Annotated in this window: 16 protein-coding genes; 7 read left to right on the top strand and 9 right to left on the bottom strand. The window is 66.5% G+C overall.

Annotated elements, in window-relative coordinates; genetic code table 11:
• Window positions 1–44 precede the first annotated feature (44 nt).
• On the top strand, window positions 45–1013 hold the full coding sequence (locus tag ACO6D5_RS22175) for a bifunctional helix-turn-helix transcriptional regulator/GNAT family N-acetyltransferase (protein WP_485826545.1): 969 nt from the start codon (window positions 45–47) through the stop codon (window positions 1011–1013).
• Window positions 1014–1502: 489 nt separating this feature from the next.
• Complete coding sequence (locus ACO6D5_RS22170; RefSeq protein ID WP_485826544.1) at window positions 1503–3740, top strand: phosphocholine-specific phospholipase C; 2238 nt, start codon at window positions 1503–1505, stop codon at window positions 3738–3740.
• Window positions 3741–3840: 100 nt separating this feature from the next.
• Here ACO6D5_RS22170 and ACO6D5_RS22165 read toward each other — a convergent pair whose 3' ends face one another.
• The 5 genes from ACO6D5_RS22165 to ACO6D5_RS22145 form a co-directional block, all read right to left on the bottom strand.
• Window positions 3841–4536 (bottom strand): pentapeptide repeat-containing protein, encoded by a 696-nt coding sequence (locus ACO6D5_RS22165; RefSeq protein WP_485826543.1) that lies wholly within the window; start codon window positions 4534–4536, stop codon window positions 3841–3843.
• 134 nt (window positions 4537–4670) lie between these two features.
• Window positions 4671–5063 carry a GFA family protein gene (locus ACO6D5_RS22160; protein ID WP_485826542.1) on the bottom strand — a complete coding sequence of 131 codons (393 nt, stop codon included), beginning with the start codon at window positions 5061–5063 and terminating at the stop codon, window positions 4671–4673.
• A 16-nt stretch (window positions 5064–5079) separates the two neighbouring features.
• The gene (locus ACO6D5_RS22155) at window positions 5080–5730 is read right to left on the bottom strand and encodes a response regulator (RefSeq protein WP_485826541.1); all 651 of its coding nucleotides are present in this window, start codon (window positions 5728–5730) and stop codon (window positions 5080–5082) included.
• A 57-nt stretch (window positions 5731–5787) separates the two neighbouring features.
• Window positions 5788–6126 carry an Hpt domain-containing protein gene (locus ACO6D5_RS22150; protein ID WP_485826540.1) on the bottom strand — a complete coding sequence of 113 codons (339 nt, stop codon included), beginning with the start codon at window positions 6124–6126 and terminating at the stop codon, window positions 5788–5790.
• A 2-nt stretch (window positions 6127–6128) separates the two neighbouring features.
• Window positions 6129–8687 carry an ATP-binding protein gene (locus ACO6D5_RS22145; RefSeq protein ID WP_485826539.1) on the bottom strand — a complete coding sequence of 853 codons (2559 nt, stop codon included), beginning with the start codon at window positions 8685–8687 and terminating at the stop codon, window positions 6129–6131.
• A gap of 213 nt (window positions 8688–8900) precedes the next feature.
• Between ACO6D5_RS22145 and ACO6D5_RS22140 the strand changes: the two genes are divergently transcribed.
• The gene (locus tag ACO6D5_RS22140; RefSeq protein ID WP_485826538.1) at window positions 8901–9695 is read left to right on the top strand and encodes a hypothetical protein; all 795 of its coding nucleotides are present in this window, start codon (window positions 8901–8903) and stop codon (window positions 9693–9695) included.
• Between the two features lie 65 nt (window positions 9696–9760).
• Here ACO6D5_RS22140 and gvpU read toward each other — a convergent pair whose 3' ends face one another.
• Window positions 9761–10207 (bottom strand): gas vesicle accessory protein GvpU, encoded by a 447-nt coding sequence (gene gvpU, locus ACO6D5_RS22135; protein ID WP_485826537.1) that lies wholly within the window; start codon window positions 10205–10207, stop codon window positions 9761–9763.
• Window positions 10208–10384: 177 nt separating this feature from the next.
• Between gvpU and ACO6D5_RS22130 the strand changes: the two genes are divergently transcribed.
• The gene (locus ACO6D5_RS22130) at window positions 10385–10768 is read left to right on the top strand and encodes a hypothetical protein (protein ID WP_315528837.1); all 384 of its coding nucleotides are present in this window, start codon (window positions 10385–10387) and stop codon (window positions 10766–10768) included.
• Window positions 10769–10780: 12 nt separating this feature from the next.
• On the opposite strand, the gene ACO6D5_RS22125 is transcribed toward ACO6D5_RS22130, so the two are convergent.
• Window positions 10781–11740 (bottom strand): helix-turn-helix transcriptional regulator, encoded by a 960-nt coding sequence (locus ACO6D5_RS22125; protein WP_485826536.1) that lies wholly within the window; start codon window positions 11738–11740, stop codon window positions 10781–10783.
• 121 nt (window positions 11741–11861) lie between these two features.
• Here ACO6D5_RS22125 and ACO6D5_RS22120 point away from each other — a divergent pair, with 121 nt between their 5' ends.
• Window positions 11862–12467, top strand: a complete 606-nt coding sequence (locus ACO6D5_RS22120; protein ID WP_315528834.1) for a glutathione S-transferase N-terminal domain-containing protein — start codon at window positions 11862–11864, stop codon at window positions 12465–12467.
• Between the two features lie 13 nt (window positions 12468–12480).
• Here the strand turns inward: ACO6D5_RS22120 and ACO6D5_RS22115 are convergent, their stop codons facing one another.
• Window positions 12481–13797, bottom strand: a complete 1317-nt coding sequence (locus tag ACO6D5_RS22115) for a ParB/Srx family N-terminal domain-containing protein (RefSeq protein ID WP_485826535.1) — start codon at window positions 13795–13797, stop codon at window positions 12481–12483.
• A 146-nt stretch (window positions 13798–13943) separates the two neighbouring features.
• Here ACO6D5_RS22115 and ACO6D5_RS22110 point away from each other — a divergent pair, with 146 nt between their 5' ends.
• The gene (locus tag ACO6D5_RS22110) at window positions 13944–14618 is read left to right on the top strand and encodes an ankyrin repeat domain-containing protein (protein WP_485826534.1); all 675 of its coding nucleotides are present in this window, start codon (window positions 13944–13946) and stop codon (window positions 14616–14618) included.
• Here ACO6D5_RS22110 and ACO6D5_RS22105 read toward each other — a convergent pair.
• Complete coding sequence (locus tag ACO6D5_RS22105; RefSeq protein ID WP_485826533.1) at window positions 14585–15775, bottom strand: MFS transporter; 1191 nt, start codon at window positions 15773–15775, stop codon at window positions 14585–14587. The genes ACO6D5_RS22110 and ACO6D5_RS22105 overlap by 34 nt on opposite strands.
• Window positions 15776–15961: 186 nt before the next feature.
• Here ACO6D5_RS22105 and ACO6D5_RS22100 point away from each other — a divergent pair.
• A partial coding sequence (locus ACO6D5_RS22100) for an AraC family transcriptional regulator (RefSeq protein WP_485826532.1) occupies window positions 15962–16620 on the top strand: 659 nt, incomplete at its 3' end.

The raw sequence follows: 16620 nt of genomic DNA, 5'->3' as shown, positions 1-16620 counted from the left end.
CTCGCAAGTATATTGGTTGCGAACCGCAACCTATTGGGGCCGCCATGGATCTCATCGATTTTCCCTCCCAGTCCCGCGAACAGACCATCCGGGACCTGCGCGAATTCTCCCGCAAGCTGGTACGCGAACTGGGTTTCATGCGCACCTCCCTGGCAGGCAGCGATTTGGCGCCGTCCGCCGTGCACGCCATCATCGAAATCGGCTTGCAGCCGGGCATCCAGGCGCGAGACCTCGCGGGCATACTCAGGCTGGACAAGTCCAACACCAGCCGCCAACTGGCCAAACTGGAATCCGCCGGATTGGTCACGCGTGAAACCGACGCCGACGACGCGCGGTCTTCCCGCCTGGCCCTGACCGACGCGGGGCTTGCCCTGCGCGCGCGGATCGACCAGTTCGCCACCGACCAGGTGTCGCGCGCGCTGCGCCAGTTGGCGCCGGACGACCAGCAATCCCTGATCCGTTTCATGTCGCTGTACGCCGACGCGCTGTCGCGCGAAAACCCCAACGTGGCGCCAGGGGCGGCGGCCGGCATCGGAGACCAGATCCACGAAGGCTATGTGCCGGGTTGCATCGGCGACGTGGCCAGCCTGCATGCGCGCTACTACGCGCAGGCCTCGGGCTTCGGCGTGTACTTCGAGCGCAAGGTGGCCACCGAACTGGGCGCGTTCGCCGAAGGCTTGCCGGCGCAGGGCAAAGGCCTGTGGCTTTACGTGGACGGGGGCAGGGTGCTGGCCTCCATCGTGATCGACGGCGACCTGGCCAGCGGCCAGGCGCATCTGCGCTGGTTCATCGTGGACGAGTCGCTGCGCGGCATGGGCGTGGGCCGCGCGCTGCTTGAACGGGCGCTGGCATTCGCCGACGCGCACTACGACGAAACCTACCTGTGGACCTTCAAGGGCTTGGACGCGGCCCGTCACCTGTACGAGGCCGCGGGCTTTGTCCTGACCGACGAATCGGAAGGCCGGCAGTGGGGCAGCGTCGTGGTCGAACAGCGTTTCCTGCGCCGCCGCTGATCCCGGTCAGGCGCGGCAGCAAAGCCAGCGTCACCCCCCCCCGCCTCAAGCCCCATCAAGCCCGGAAGTCCGCCGCCCTGTCCGCATCCGTGCGCAGCGGCAGATTGCCCGGGCGGCGGAAATACACCGATACATCACCGTCCCCGCAGGCGCCTGCCTATTCATGGGGCTGTCACGTCGCGTTCCTAGACTCGCGGGGGTCATGCTGGCTGACGGCCGCATGAATGCCGGCTTGCCCACCCTACACCGATCCTCCCATGTCCCCCAAACGCCTAGCAAGATTGCTTGCGGCCACGCTGCTCGTGGCCGTCACCCTGTCCGCCTGTGGCGGAGACGACAGCGACGACCCGCCCACGACCCATCCAGAGCCTCCCGTTACGGAGCAGCCCAAGCCGCCCGCGCCACTGCTGCGCTGCGCGCCTTGAGCAGCGGCGCCCCGACCCGCTCGGCCGTGTTTGCCTTCCTTCCTGACGACTCCGAATCCCGCCCATGACTTCCCGCCGCAATTTCCTACAGACCACCACGGGCGCAGGCTTTGCCGCCGCCGCGCTGGCCGCGTTCCCGCCCAGCATCCGCCGCGCGCTGGCCATCCCCGCCAACAACGCCACCGGCACCATCAAGGACGTTGAACACGTCATCATCCTGATGCAGGAGAACCGCTCTTTCGACCATTACTTCGGCACGCTCAAGGGCGTGCGCGGTTTTGGCGACCGCTTCACGATCCCGCTGGCCAACGGCCGCAAGGTCTGGCAGCAGGAACGCGCCAACGGCGCCGTGCTCACGCCCTACCATCTGGACGGCAGCGCCAACAATGCGCAGCGCGCGGATGGCGCGCATCACACGTGGGCCGACAGCCAGGCGGCGTGGGACCACGGCCGCATGACGCGATGGCCTGCGGAAAAGACCGACATTTCGATGGGTTACTTCAAAGAGCGCGAAATCCCCTTCCAGTTCGCGCTGGCCAACGCCTTCACCTTGTGCGATGCCTATCACTGTTCGATGCATACCGGCACCGACGCCAACCGCTCATTCCATCTGACGGGCACCAACGGCGCCACGGCCGGCGGCGCGTCGTTCGTCAACAATGAATGGGACTGGATCGACGGGCAAGCCTCGACGCAGAATCGCGGCTACACCTGGAAGACGTACGCCGAACGCCTGGAAGAGGCGGGCGTCAGCTGGATTTCGTACCAGAACATGCCGGACGAATGGGGCGACAACATGCTGGGCGCGTTCCAGCAGTTCCGCCGCGCGAACGTGGCCTCGGGCTTCCCCGTGTCCAGCGGCGGCGAGCCCGGCGTGCCCTATGCCAACACCGGGCAGGCGCTGCCCTACCATGCCTACGACGCGGCAACCGACAACGCGCACAATCCGCTCTACAAAGGCATCGCCAACACGTTGCCCGGCACCGCGCCCGAGAACTATCTGGACGCCTTCAAGCGCGACATCCGCGAAGGCAGGCTGCCGCAGGTCAGCTGGATGAATGCCCCCTCGATCTATTGCGAACATCCCGGTCCGTCCAGCCCGGTGCAAGGCGCGTGGTTCCTGCAGGAAGTCCTGGATGCGCTGACCGCCGTGCCGGAAGTCTGGAGCAAAACGGTGGTACTGGTGAACTTCGACGAGAACGACGGCTACTTCGACCATGTGCCGTCACCGTCGGCGCCGTCACCCGATGCCGGCCTGGGCAAGGCGGGCAAATCCACCTTGAGCGATGCCGACATGGCGTTCGAGTATTTCTCGCATCCGGCGCCGGCAGGCAGCCGCAGCCAGCCCGCTCCGGATGGCCGCGTCTACGGTCCCGGCCCGCGCGTGCCCTTGTTCGTGATTTCGCCCTGGAGCCGAGGCGGCTGGGTCAATTCGCAGGTGTTTGATCACACATCGGTGCTGCGTTTCCTGGAGGCCCGTTTCGGAGTGAACGAGCCCAACATCAGTCCGTTGCGACGCGCTGTCTGCGGCGACCTGACCAGCGCCTTCAACTTCCAGACACCCAACACCGAAGCGCTGCCGACCTTGGCCGGCCGCAGCACGCGCAGCGCCGCCGACCAGTTGCGCACCGCGCAGGAAGCCTTGCCCGCGATGCCTTTGCCCACCGACATGCAACTGCCCATCCAGGCCAGCGGCACGCGCCCGTCGCGCGCGCTGCCCTACGAGCTGCATGTCAGCGCGCGTTGCAGCGCGGAAGGCATGGTCGAACTGCTGTTCTCCAACACGGGCAAGCAGGCGGCGGTCTTCCACGTGTACGACCAGTTGAACCTGGCCCGCATTCCGCGCCGCTACGTTGTGGAAGGAGAGAAGTCGCTCTCGGATACCTGGAACGCGTTCCAGGACAACCTGGGCCGTTACGACCTGTGGGTGCTGGGCCCCAATGGCCTGCACCGCCACTTCAAGGGAGACACCAACCGCATCGCCGACACCGACGTGGCGCCAGAGATCCGCGTCTGCTACGACATCGCCAATGGCGACGTCTATGCCGAGCTCATGAATGCGGGCGCGAAGACCGCCGACTTCACGGTGACCGCAATGGCCTACCGCCAGGACGGCCCCTGGCGCGAGGCGGTGGCGGGTAAGGCGACGTCGTCCCTGCATTGGTCACTGGAGGGCAGCGCGCAGTGGTACGACTTTGCCGTCACCTGCGCAAGCGACCCCACGTATTACCGCCGCTTCGCGGGCCGGGTCGAGACCGGCAAACATACGGTGAGCGATCCGGCGATGGGGGCAGGCGGGTAGGTCGAGCCCGCGCTGGAGATCGAACCCGGGACCGCACCCGGGTTCGGCATCCGGGAACGGACAGGCGGCGGCTTGCGGGCGCCCGCCTGCTGCGTGCGACTCAGATCACGCTGATGCGCAATTCGGCCAGCAGCACAGCCGCCTGCGCTTTCGAGATGGTGGCGCCGGCCAGGCGCGCGGCAACCGTCAGGTCAATGCCGCTCAAATCCACTTCGCGAAGGTCGGCGCCTTCAAAGCGGACGTTCTTCAGGTTGGCATTGCGCAGGCTGCCGCCATGGAACACGGCGTCGCGGAAATCACTGCCGGCCAGGTCGGCATCCGAGAAGTCCAGCTGCACGATGTTGGATTTGCGGAACGACACGCCGCGCAGCAGCGCGCCCACCAGCAGGCATTCCTCCACCGTCCACCCCAGGCACGCGATGCCGTCGAAATCGGACCCGGTCAGCTTGCAGCCGTGATAGCGGGCGGCCGCCAGGCGGGCCCGGCGCCAGTTCGCGTTGTTCAGGTCGCAGTTCTGGAACACGGCGTCGCTGGCGTCGGCCGAGGCGAAGTTGGTCTGCCCGCCGCGACAGCGCACCCATGACGTATCGGCAAGCGTGGCGCCTTGGAATGAGGCGTTGGCAATGGCGCAGGCCGTGAAATGCGCGCCGCGCAAATCCAGCCGGGAAAAATCCGCATCCTGGAAATCGCAGTCCTGGAACGACAGCGGATTGCCCGCTGCGCGTTCAATCAAGGCCTCCATCGCCTTGCGGTCCACTTCAAGGTCCGTCACGGTGTCAATTGCGTCTTGCGTCATGCTTGTGGTCTCGGTTCGATGCTCCGGGGCGCGGCCGAAATGCGCGTTGCCCGGCGGGCAATCGCTAGGATACCAAGCCAGGAAGGACGGAGCTTGGCATGCCACCGACGCCTGGCGTCGCGGCGAGGCCGCCGCTATTGGCCGGTATAGCCGGCCACCGGATGCCACGTGGGGCACAGGTCGGCAAAGGCATGCGAGGACGGCTTCAGTGCCGGATCGTCCCGGATGTCGAAGCTGCCCGTGACCAGCGCAACGACCGGACCATCGTCGATGGCGCCCAGGGTGCTGCCGCAACGGGGGCAGAACGACCGGGACGAATAGTCGGAAGACCGGTAGCGTGACGGCTCGCCGCCGGGGCCGGTCCAGGCGACGTCGTCTTTTGCGAATTCCACCCAGCATAGGCTGGGGGCGCCGGCGTGCCGCTGGCAGAACTCGCACGAACAAGCATGCGGGTTTTGCGGCGGTCCGTTAGCGATGAAGCGAATGTGGCCGCACAGGCAACCACCCGTGTAAGACGGTGGATTCATAGGCTTTCGAAAAGTGTCATTGAAAAATCCCGCTTTCCACGCAGAATGCCACCAGTTCCTGGTCGGTGCGCACATTCAGCTTGCGCATGGCGGAGATCTTTTGCCCGCTGACGGTCTTGACGCTGCGCTGGAGCGTTTCGGCAACCTCCATCATCGATTCCCCACGGATGAAATGGCGCAGCACCTCGAACTCTTTGGGCGACAGGCTATTGATGCGTTCGCCGATGAACCGGGTGTGCGAATCCTCGGCGCCTTCGCGCTGAAAGCCGGGGGGATAGTATTTGCGGCCGGCTTGCAGCGTTTGCAAGGCGGTCACGATTTCGGCCAGGTTGTCGCGCTTGAGCACCACGGCGGATACGCCCGCGTCGTACAGCGCCGAAATGATCATCGGATTGGATACCATGGTAAGCACGACAAGCCGCGCGCGCGGGAAGTGCCGCGCCAGGTAGTTGACCAGGCGGATGCCGTCGCCATACGTTTCGTCGCCTGGCATGGAATAGTCGGTGATGATCACATCCGGCTCGTCATTGCGCAGATGCTCGACCAGCGCCGTCGGGCTGGAAAGCGTCGCGGTGATCTCGAAGCTGAGCGCTTTGTCGAGCAGGTCGCGCATGGCCATCAGCACCAGCGGATGGTCGTCGGCAAGGACTATTCTGAGTCGTTCCATTCGAGGGCGCACGGTGAAATGAGCGGGTGGGACATCGGGACCATGCTGCGCCATGACTCACACCTGATTCAGGAATGCTCTCAGTTCAAGAATGAGCCCTGATGCCATCCGAAACGCGTGCTCGTTCCAGCCGTCACGCCTGACCTGCGTGTCGAAGGCATCAACGCTTGTCAATATTTCGGTCATTTTTACCATGGCCAGCGCGCCGCGTATGCGATGCATCATCAGCTGGGCGGCTCGTGCGTCGCGTTGGGCGAGCGATTGCTCCAGCGTCGCCAGGTCGCTGCTCATCGTGTCCATGAATAGACGGCGGAGCCTGGCCGGCACGGCGGGGGCCGGACCGCCCCATTCGGTCGTATCGTCGCCGCACGGGGGTGCCTTGGGATCGCGATGCATGGTCAGCTCCGGATGCCCTGCATCGCTTGCAGGGCTTGACGCATGGCGGACAGCGCCAAAGGCTTGACCAGCAGACGCGTCATGCCGGCATTCCTGCCGCGGCGTTGCTCGTCCTCGAAGACGTTGGCGGTGATGCCGAGGATAGGGCCTTCATATCCGCGCTTGCGCAAGCGGCGCGTGAACTCGTATCCGTCGACCAAGGGCATGTTCAAGTCGGTCAATACGGCGTCGAAGTCCATCAAACCGGGCAGGCTCAGCGCTTCCTGGCCATTGCCCGCGAAAACGACGGAGCAGCCCAGGTGCTCCAGCTGTTCGCGCAGAATGAACTGGCTGATCGGATTGTCTTCCGCGACCAGCACGTGCAGATTCAGGGCCTCGGGCGCGGCCTCGGCATGACGTGCCGCGCTGCGGACAAGGCCGCTTTGCGCCTGGTGCACCGCGCGGCGGATGCTGGCAAGACTGTAGGCATTGGCGAACCAGGTGCGGGGGCAGTCTTCGTTGTGGGCGAGCAAGCCGGGCGGATGGACGATGACTTGCGGGCCGCTCCAGCCGCCTGGCCTTGCCGCGTGCGGCCAGGCCTGCACCAGCACGGCGGGATCGTCGGCTGGCGCGCTGGCGGTGGGATAAGGCCGGGCGTCGGCTCCCCAGCGGCCGAGCCATCCGCACAGGTTTTGGACGATTTCCGGCACGGCGCCCCGCACGTAGACCGCGGCGCCGCCCAGGCGGGGGCCAGCGGCCTCGGGGGTATCCGCCGCCCGGGGCAGCCGGACGTCGAACGTGACGCTGGTGCCCAGGCCGGGTTCACTGACGGCGTCGAGCCGGCCTTGCATCGCGTCTGCAAGCCGGCGGCAGATCGCCAGACCCAGGCCGGTACCCGGCAAAGCGGCCGGATGGTCCGTCGCGACCTGGTAGTAAGGGTCGAACAACCTGATTTGGTGCTCGGGCGCGATGCCGGCGCCCGTATCGGCGACCTGGAAACCCAGGCAGACGTCTTCGTCGCTGCTGCTGGCAACTTTCAGGCGCAATACGATCCGGCCCGAGTCCGTGAATTTGATGGCGTTGCTGACCAGATTGTCCAGAATCTGCCGGATGCGTGTCGCATCGCCGATGACGGCGGCGGGCGTGCCGGGGTCGGCCACGGCATAGGTCTGCAACCCTTTTGCCTGCGCGCGCGCGGCAAAGCTGGCGACGACACCCGTGAGCAGTTCAACTGGGGAGAACGGGGCGCACTGCAGCGCCGCGTGGCCGGCTTCGATGCGCGAGAGGTCCAGCGTGTCGTTGATGGTGCGCAGCAACGTCGCTGATGATTGTTGGACGGCTTCGAGATACTGCGCCTGCTGGCGGCTGACGGGTGTGAGCGAGAACAGCTCCAACGTGCCGAGAATGCCGTACAGCGGCGTTCGGATCTCGTGGCTCATCGTGGTGAGGAACACGGTCTTGGCCTGGTTGGCGGCCTCGGCGTCGCGCTTGGCCTGCAACAGGGATTGTTCGGCGCGCTTCAACGACGAGAGATCCCCGGCCAACGCTTGGTACTGGCGCAGCGCGGGCAAGACGAGATGGCGCCGGATGTAGCGCACCTGCAGGACGACGGCAAGCGTCAGCAGCAGGGATGCGATGGCCGCTGCCTGCAAGGCGAATGCGTTGTCCTGCAGCACGCGCAGGAGCGGCGTGTAATACACAAGCCGCCAGCCGTCGTCCCCCACCGATTTGCTCAGCGCCAGGTAGTCGGGGATCCAGCCTTGGCCTTGCAGGCCGAAGGCGTCCTCGCGCAAGGTGCGCGCCAGCGCGTGGTCGGGGGTCTCGTTCTGGCTGTGCAGCACGGGGCGGCCGCGCTCGTCGAACAGTACGTAGTTGCCCGCACCCGCTTGCGGCGTGTCCACGGCCGAGTCGACGCCCAGGACTTCCAGGCCGATCCACCCGGCCTCGGGCTCATCGGGGTCCAGCGACGTGAAGAGGAACAGGCGCTTGTCCGTGTCTTGCGGCGGATGCAGCCAGATGATCCGGGTATCTCCCGTGGAGGATGGCCGGATGTCGATGCCAGCCAGGGTGTGGGAGAGCCATGCCTGGATATCTGGAGGGATCGGCGCTTGGCCGGCCTGGTTGCGGACGGCCGTGCGCAGCGCGGTGCCATGGCGGGGCAAGCTGTAAACCACTCTGGTGCGGGCGAGCGCGACGCGGAGCAGGTCGCGGTGGGTCAGCACCAGCGCCCAGTCGTAAGCGCCAGCCGCCGACTGCAGCGGCAGGACCTCGATCTGCGCGGCCGCGCCCATGTGGGCGAGCGCGTCGTCCGTGTGATCGCTGCCGTTGTTGCGCACGGCCGATGCCGAGAGGGACCGCAGCAACGCTTCGCGCTGGTCGAAGAATTGCTGCGCGTCGTAGGCGGCCGCGTTCATGTGGCGGCGGTAGGAGGACACGACGTTGTTGAACGCCCAGTACAGGTACAGCGTGGCGCCCGCCACAATGCAGGCGAACAGGGCTACCGCAAGACAGTGCAGCAGCAACGAGGCCGCGCGCGGCGCGGCCTGAGGTTCAAGGGCGAGAGTGCCACGGTCTTCTTCCATCATTGGTCTGATGATAGAAACACCTGCTTACCAAGAGAATAAGAAAAATCTCAAAGTGCGGAGGGCGTGGGGCATTTTCGCGCTGCGCGCTTGTCGGCCGGCCGCCCGCGGCCCGCGCCGTTTCCCACGTTTTCAGAACTTTCTTGTTCATTTGACGGGCACTCTTGGGCAGTATCGGCCCGACGTCAATCGATAACGGAATGATCTTGATCCATGAAGGACGACACCCGCCTCTGGCCGATGCTTGAAGAATCCGTTTTGCTGCGCTTCCAGCCCGTCTTCTCGGCCCAGGGCCAAGTCCACGAATATGCCGTGCTGGGACGTTCCCGACCGTCCCTCTGGAGCGGCCAGACGCCCGCCGGGCCGGCGGCCGGGCTACGGGCCGCCGTGGCATTCTTCAACAAGTTCGATACGCCGATCGAACTGTCCTTCGAACATCCGCTGGATGTGAATGCCTGCGGCTGCCTGGGCGAACGCCTGTGCGCCGAACTGGGTATCGGATTGATCGATGACGCGATTTGGGTCAACAAGCAGGTCTGCCATGACGACATCGCGCCCTTGACCGTCGCTGCGTCAAGCATCACGTTCACCGTGCCGTTGAGCGGCAGGCTCTCCAAACGCACCGACCTCCTGGTGTGCTATCCGGATTTTCATCCCCGTTTGCGCACGCGCCTCGTGCCCATCGCCCGCGCGGCAGCGTCGGCGCACGGGCTATTGCGCGCCGAAGGACTGCAAGTGGAGATTCCGCCTGGCCTGTTCGAAAGCCGGTCGATGCAGGGCCGGTTCTTCACATTGATGGAACGTGCCCGGAGCGCCAACCTGCAAGTGGTGGCATGCGGCGTCGACGACATCCGTGATTTCGCCTGGATGCGCGCGCATAGCCATCTGCTGTTTCGCGGCGCCGCGATGTCCCGGCCGCTCAGCCCCGAATGCCTGGACGCCTGGCTGCAGGCCGATAGCACCGAGTGGCGGTCATTCACTGCCTGTACGACGCGCTTTCCTGTCTGATTCTCGCCAGCGGGTCGCGACCGGAGCGCGACCCGGGCCGTCACGGCAATTTGGCCGACGGGGTTTCAGTCTGCCGAGTCTGATTGCAAACGGCCCAAGATGAATCCATCCACCGCGCTGGTGCGGCCGCGCCACAACGTGGGCTGCCCCGCGACAGGCGTGCCGTCGGCCGCGAAGAACAAGGCGTCGGACAAGTGGATGTAGTTGGGCAGCGGATCGGCGGGTTGGGGCACACGGAAGACGTCACCCAGTTCGGCCAGGGACGCATGCACGGCTGTACGGGTTTCCGCATCCATCGCGTCAAGCGAATTCGTGAAGCTGGCGGCGAAGCGGTCGAAGTATTCCGCGCCCGACACGATCGAGCCGGACACCAGCATGCCGCCCATCTGCAGCGTGACGCCGATGCTTTCGATCTGGCTGCCGTTGTTCACCAGGTTGACCAGGAATTGAAGAAAGGCGTCCGCGCCGGGCGCGGCGTGCTTATCCTGGACGGAGAGGGAATCGATGCTCATTGTTCGGGTCTCGGAAAGGGCGGGAAAGAGCCACAAGATACTCGAAGCATGCGAAAAATACACACACGGCAATAGTGGGAAAAACGGCAGGATCGGGCGTCAGACCGCCCCATCCCCACGGCCTTGCCGGCGCTACCGTGTCAGGCTGCGGGATATCCCGCTTTCTGGATGATCGTCATGAACACCACGAACGCCACGAACATCGCGAACGCCTTGGGCGCCAGGGCATCCGGCTCGCCTGCCGGCGGCACGTCTTCCGCGGGCGCGGACGGCGCATTCCGCGCCGCCTTCCTGAACGCCACCGAGCGCAATCAATCGGCCATGGGGGGCGGGGTATCGGGCAGCACGGTGTCGGCGCCGTCCAGTGCCGAGCAGGAGTTCATGGACTACGCGTCCATGTCGCTGGAAGAAAAGATGTTCTATGCCGCGTTGGCCTCGCTGGGCATCTCGAAGAAGGAATACGACGCGATGTCGGCCGACGAGCGCCTGGCGATTGCCGCCAAGCTGTCGCTGGCCATGCAGCAACTGACCAAGGCCGACAACACCGAAAAGGTTCTCTGAGCGCGGGCCCAGCTAGGCTTGCACGCTGCGTGCCAGGCGTTGCGCCGCGGCTTTCAGGCAGTCCCGCAGTGCCTCCGGCGCGAGCACTTCGAAATCCACATCCAGCGTCATCAGCCAGTACGCCAGGGAATCCAGAGAGCCGGCGCCGCATTGCAGCAGGCAGCGCGCGTCGTCCAAGGGCTGAAGCTGGCTGGCGGATTCGGCCAGCCGCTGCGCCATGACGGCCAGGGGCGCATGCAGGATGATCTGCGCCTGCTCCGCATACGGCGCCACGTGAATCGACCGTGAGACGAACGCCCGCAGATCGCCGCCTTCAGGCGGCGGGCGCGGCGTGAAATGGCCACCGACGCGCGGCGCGCCGGTAATGCGGTCGATGCGGAATGTGCGCCAGTCATCGCGTGCCGGATCCCATGCCACCAGATACCAGCGTTGCGCCGTGTGCGCCATGCCTTGGGGTTCGACATGCCGGCGGCTGGTCTTGCCGCGGATGTCGGTGTAGCCGAACTCGATCAGAAGCTGGTCGCGACAGGCGGCGGCCAGCGTGGCGAGCAAGCCCGCGTCGACGGTCGGGCCACCCCGGTCTATCGGCACGATGACCGACTTCAATGCCTCCACCCGGCGCCGCAGGCGCGCCGGCATGACCTGTTCAAGCTTCACCAATGCGCGCAGCGCGGACTCTTCGATGCCTCCTACCGATCCGGTGGCCGCCGTGCGCAGCGTGATGGCCACCGCCAGCGCTTCGTCGTCGTCCAGCAACAGCGGCGGCAAGGCGTTGCCGGGGCGGAAGGCATAGCCGCCGGCGACCCCGCTGCTGGCCTGGATGGGATAGCCCAGTTCGCGCAGCCGATCGATGTCGCGCCGCAGCGTGCGCGGGTGGATGGCCAACGTCTCGGCAAGGTCGGCGCCTGCCCAGTGGCGGCGGGTTTGCAGCAGCGAGAGCAGGCGTAGCAGGCGATTGCTGGCGGTAAGCATCGTCCTACGATAACGCGAATCGAGGGCGGAATCTGTCCGCAATAAATCCTACAGTGGCGCCTGCTGACCGAGGCATCCCGCCGCGGACGAAGCTACTTGCAGATGAATAGGAGATTTGCCCATGTCCATCGTCCTTTACTGGCACCCCAGGTCCAGCGCGCTGCCCATTGCCTGCGCCTTGGCCGAACTCGGCGTACCCCACGAGCGCGTCGTCGTCGACATCGAGGCGGGCGAGCAACGGCGTCCGGAATTCCTGGCGCTCAATCCCCACGGCAAGGTGCCGACGTTGACGGTGGATGGCGCGCCGATGTTCGAATCCCTGGCGATCCAATTGTGGCTGGGGGAACACTATGGTGTCGACGCGGGCCTGTGGCCGGCGCCGAACACGCCCGAGCGCCTGTTGGCCATGTCTTGGTGCGCGTGGAGCTATGTGTCGTATGGCGCCGTGCTCTCGCGCCTGTACCAGGCGGTCCACGGAGAGGAAGCGCGCCGGGATGCCCGGCAGGCCGAGGCCGGCCTGGAGGACATGAATGCGCTGCTGTCCGTGCTGGACGGCCATTTGTCCAGGCAACCCTGGATCCTGGGCGCGGCATATTCGCTGGCCGACCTGATCGTCGGATCGGTGGTCGGGTACAGCGCCTTCCTGGGGGCGGTGCAGAACCACCCCCATGTGCGGGCATGGTGCGACCGGGTCAATGCCCGGCCGGCCATGCAGATCGCCGCCTAGGCGGCGCGCCGTCCTACCAGCCCCAGCAGGTGCCTGCCGCGGGCTTGCCGCAAGCGCGGTAGTTGACGGCGAACCACAGCTTGCCAGCGTTGCGCGGGGTGTTGTCGCTTTTGACGTCGTTGCGGACCAGCTCGTCCAGCGTGTCGCGCGAGCCCTTGATGGACACACCGCCCGCGACGTTCGCCGCCAGCGGAATGCCGCCAAGGCTGGCGGCCGTACGATCATCGAACACGATGTCGGTGGCTGCCAGCGCACCCATCTTCAAGGATGCGTCCCGCACGGCGGCGGCATAGCTGTCGTTCGCGCCACCCGGCACGAGCGTTGCATTGAACGAGCTGGCCGCCAGGATCTGCGCGGGCGTGGCGGGCGCTTGCATCTTGTACTGGCCAAGGGCGGGCAACTGCCCCGCGGCGGCTTGGCGGCGCAGCCAGTCGCCCCACAGGAACTCCGCGAATTCCGGCAGGCTGCCGTTCTTGTAGGCGACGTCGCGGGTGTAGTAGACCAGCGAGCGGTAGCGGTCTTCCTGCATGCCGCCGGGCTCGTCCGCGTTGGCCATGCCCAGGCGGGTGGGCAACTGGTCCACGGTGATGGGCTGGTTCTGGCCATCGCGCAACCAGGCGCGGCGCTCATCGACCATGCGCTGCCAGAATGCCGTCGCGGTGGGCAGGTCGCTATAGTTGGCGTCGACCTTGACCCAGACCGGCAGTTTGGGGCCGCCGTCGAAAATCGTGCGCAGGGACGAGAACGTGTGGTGGCCGTCGGTCAGGTACAGGTTGCCGTCCCAGCCGACCACGACGGTCTTCAGGTTTTCCGTATGCGTGCCCGGCGCGTCCTTGCAGGCGAAGGTGGCGGGCTGGTCCAGCCGGGCGGCGCGGGCCGCGGCGATGTCCGCGAACTTCTGCGCGCGTTCGGTGCCGCCCATGTCTTCGCAGTAGTCGTCGAATTTCTTGCCGACGGTGCGGTCCAGATAGTCCAGCTGCAGGGCCGCATCGGCTGCCCACGTGGGCCGGTTGAAGTCGCCTTGCCAGCGTCCCAGCTTGTAGTAGATCTGGTCGTAGCCGATGGCGGCTTGCGTGGGGTTCAGCTCTTCGATACGGACCTGGATGACGTCGCCGGCCTTGGCCTTCAGATAGGCGGTGTTGCGCGTGGGCGTTTCGACTTCCGGCGCCGGGTCCACGACCACGGGCGGGGGGGTGACGGCAGGCGTGTCGTCGTCATCGCCGCCGCCATTGCAGGCAGCCAGGGCCAGGGGCAACAGGGCCGCGGCGAACAGGCGTGCGAAGGGGCGGTGGATCAGGGCGGGATTCTGGGGGGTAGAGGTCTGGGTCATTGGCCGGCAGGGGCTGCGATCGAAAGGTATCGAATCATGACTGGCGCGTATGTCCCGCGTATTGCACTGTCCGCGGCTAAGGGAAATTCCCAATGCCGGCGCGCTTGTCCATAATCCACCTGTGATTCATGAAAAGGATACCGGCAATGGCGATCATCAAATTCTGGCGGGCTTGTTTTATTGCGGTCTTGAGCGCGGTGGGCGCGGGGGCGATGGCGGCCGAGGACCCGGCCGCGCAACTGCGGGCTGCCGCCGCGCAGGGCGAGACGGCGCGCGTGCGCGAACTGCTGGCCCGCGGCGCGCCGCTGGAGGCGCGGGATGCGCAGGGCAACACCGCTTTGCTGCGCGCGACCCAAGGCAACCATGCTGAAACTGCGCGCGCCCTGATCGAGGCGGGTGCGGACGTGAACGCGCAGAACCAGATGCAGGACAGCGCCTACCTGCTGGCGGGCGCGCAAGGGTATCGCGAGATCCTGGAGCTGACGCTGCGTCACGGCGCAGACTTGAAGAGCACCAACCGCTATGGCGGCACCGCGCTGATCCCCGCGTGCGAACGCGGCCATGTCGACGTCGTGAAGACGCTGCTAGCGGCCGGCGTGGACCCCAACCACGTGAACCGGCTGGGCTGGACGGGCTTGCTGGAAGCCATCATCTTGAGCGACGGCGGCCCGCGCCATCAGGAGATCGTGGCGCTGCTGATCGAAGGCGGCGCCGACGTGAACCTGGCCGACGGCGATGGCCGCACGCCGCTCGCGCACGCCCGCCAACGCGGGCAGCGGGCAACGGTTCAGTTGCTGGAACGCGCGGGCGCGCGCGAGTGACGGCGGCGGTGCGTGCCCAGCAGCAGTGCACATACGGCGAGCCAGACGCAAGACAAGGGTAGGGCCGAGTGGAAGGGCAGCCACGAGCTGGCCGCCAATCCCGCGCCCAGCAACGTGTAGTAGCCGAGCCCGAACAAGGCGCCCGCTCGACCCAGGCAGTGGCCGTAATGCGTCAAGGCCGGGCCAAGCAGGTTCGGGATGGCGAGCCCATAGCCCGCGAAAAGCGGCAACGCCGCGACGGCCCACAGCAGCCCGGGCTGCGGCAGCAGCCACACCACGGCGCATTGCGCCACCACGCCGGCCAGGACGCAACGCAAGCCGTAGCCCACGCGCTGCGCCGGTCCGGTCCCGACCGGCAGGCGCCGGTTGCTGGCCGCGCCCAGGCATCCGGCTGCGGCAACGGCCAGGCCGACCCAGCCGAACCCCAGGCCTGGCAAGTGTCCGACCATGAACGGGCCTGCGGAATAGAACGAGAACACCAGGAAGTTCAAGCCGGCGACCAGCACGGCGGTGCGCCGCAGCGGCGCGTCCGCCAGCATGCGGCGGCCAAGGGCCCGCAGCGGGACCGCGGCCGTGGCGCCGCCGCGGGTTTCACGCAGCAGGCGCCCTCCCGCGCCCAGCAGCAGCATGATGACCAGCCCAATCGCCAGCAGCACGCCTTGATAGCCCAGGCGGTCCGAGACCAGTTGGCCGACCAAGGGTCCGACGGCGGGGGACCACGCCAGCACCGCGCCCAGCGTGACGAAATAACGCGTCAGGGCGTCGCCGGCCAGGCGGTCGCGCAACAGCGTCTGCGTGGTGACCGAACAGGTTGCCAGTCCCGCGGCCTGGATGAAGCGGCCACACAGTAAGACTTCGAAAGTGGGTGCCGTCAGCGCGCATAGCGTTCCGGCCAGGCCCGTGGCCAAGCCGGCGAGCAAGGCGGGGCGGCGGCCCCAGACGTCGGCCAGATGCCCCCACAGCAGGACCCCCAGCGCGAAGCCCAGGAAGAAGATGCCCATGACGGATTGGGCGGCGCCGGCGTCCAGCCGCCAGTGCCGGGTCAGGTCCGGCAGGGCGGGGGCAAGAATGGTCTCGGCGATCTGCGGCAGCGCCAGCAGCGCAAGGATCAGGCCGCGCGGCGGCAGGCCATCGCGGCGGGCGGAGGCGTGTTTCATGGGTCCGGGAAAAAAGGGTCTAGCGTATCCAGCCTGGGCGAAGCAAAATCAAGCGGTTTCGCCATAAAACATCGTCTATCCGACATGCCGCATTACTCGCCAGAATCCGTCCTAGACCCCGATAGCGCCGTTTGCCCCGTGGTTGGGCTGGCCATCGATACCCGTGCCCACGCCTCGGATTGGCACATGCATCGCCGCACCCAGCTGCTTTATCAGGCTGAAGGCGGGGTTACGCTGTTCTTGCCTGACAGGGTGGGGCAATTGGCGCCGTTGCAGGCCGCATGGCTGCCCGCCGGCTGCATGCACCGCACGGCCATGCATGGCAAGTTCGCCTACCGCAGCCTGTATTTCGACGTTGAGGCCTATCCCGGATTGCCGGCCGAACCGCAGATCCTGGACGTCAATCCCCTATTGCGAGCGCTGATCCTGCGCGTGACGGACTGGTCGGCCGACGCCGGGCTGACCGTGGCGCAGAGCCGCATCGTGGATACCTTGCTGGATGAACTGGCGGCCGCACCTGCGGCCCCGATGCATCTGCCGATGCCGCACGACCGCCGGCTTGTGCCCATTGCCCGAGAATTGCTGGCGAACCCGGCTTGCCCGCTATCCCTGGAGGATTGGGCCAGCCGGGTAGGCGCCAGCAGCCGCACCGTGGAACGCCTGTTCCTGACCGAAACCGGGCTGCCGTTCGCGCGCTGGCGCACGCAGAGCCGGTTGTTGTCCGCCCGGGCGCGGTTGGCCGAAGGCATGTCGGTCACGGCGGTGGCGCACGCCGTGGGGTATGCCAGCGACAGCGCGTTCATCGCCATGTATCGCCGCATCTACGGCAAATCGCCCGGGAAAAA

This window comes from Achromobacter sp. (assembly GCF_057314935.1).
The sequence above is the reverse complement of the archived record's forward strand: the minus strand, read 5'-3'. Positions and strand labels throughout refer to the sequence as shown.

Coding starts and splice junctions, on each gene's coding strand:
- ACO6D5_RS22175 (WP_485826545.1), top strand. CDS start 45: ATGGATCTCATCGATTTTCCCTCCCAGTCCCGCGAACAGACCATCCGG.
- ACO6D5_RS22170 (WP_485826544.1), top strand. CDS start 1,503: ATGACTTCCCGCCGCAATTTCCTACAGACCACCACGGGCGCAGGCTTT.
- ACO6D5_RS22165 (WP_485826543.1), bottom strand. CDS start 4,536: ATGACGCAAGACGCAATTGACACCGTGACGGACCTTGAAGTGGACCGC.
- ACO6D5_RS22160 (WP_485826542.1), bottom strand. CDS start 5,063: ATGAATCCACCGTCTTACACGGGTGGTTGCCTGTGCGGCCACATTCGC.
- ACO6D5_RS22155 (WP_485826541.1), bottom strand. CDS start 5,730: ATGGAACGACTCAGAATAGTCCTTGCCGACGACCATCCGCTGGTGCTG.
- ACO6D5_RS22150 (WP_485826540.1), bottom strand. CDS start 6,126: ATGCATCGCGATCCCAAGGCACCCCCGTGCGGCGACGATACGACCGAA.
- ACO6D5_RS22145 (WP_485826539.1), bottom strand. CDS start 8,687: ATGGAAGAAGACCGTGGCACTCTCGCCCTTGAACCTCAGGCCGCGCCG.
- ACO6D5_RS22140 (WP_485826538.1), top strand. CDS start 8,901: ATGAAGGACGACACCCGCCTCTGGCCGATGCTTGAAGAATCCGTTTTG.
- gvpU (WP_485826537.1), bottom strand. CDS start 10,207: ATGAGCATCGATTCCCTCTCCGTCCAGGATAAGCACGCCGCGCCCGGC.
- ACO6D5_RS22130 (WP_315528837.1), top strand. CDS start 10,385: ATGAACACCACGAACGCCACGAACATCGCGAACGCCTTGGGCGCCAGG.
- ACO6D5_RS22125 (WP_485826536.1), bottom strand. CDS start 11,740: ATGCTTACCGCCAGCAATCGCCTGCTACGCCTGCTCTCGCTGCTGCAA.
- ACO6D5_RS22120 (WP_315528834.1), top strand. CDS start 11,862: ATGTCCATCGTCCTTTACTGGCACCCCAGGTCCAGCGCGCTGCCCATT.
- ACO6D5_RS22115 (WP_485826535.1), bottom strand. CDS start 13,797: ATGACCCAGACCTCTACCCCCCAGAATCCCGCCCTGATCCACCGCCCC.
- ACO6D5_RS22110 (WP_485826534.1), top strand. CDS start 13,944: ATGGCGATCATCAAATTCTGGCGGGCTTGTTTTATTGCGGTCTTGAGC.
- ACO6D5_RS22105 (WP_485826533.1), bottom strand. CDS start 15,775: ATGAAACACGCCTCCGCCCGCCGCGATGGCCTGCCGCCGCGCGGCCTG.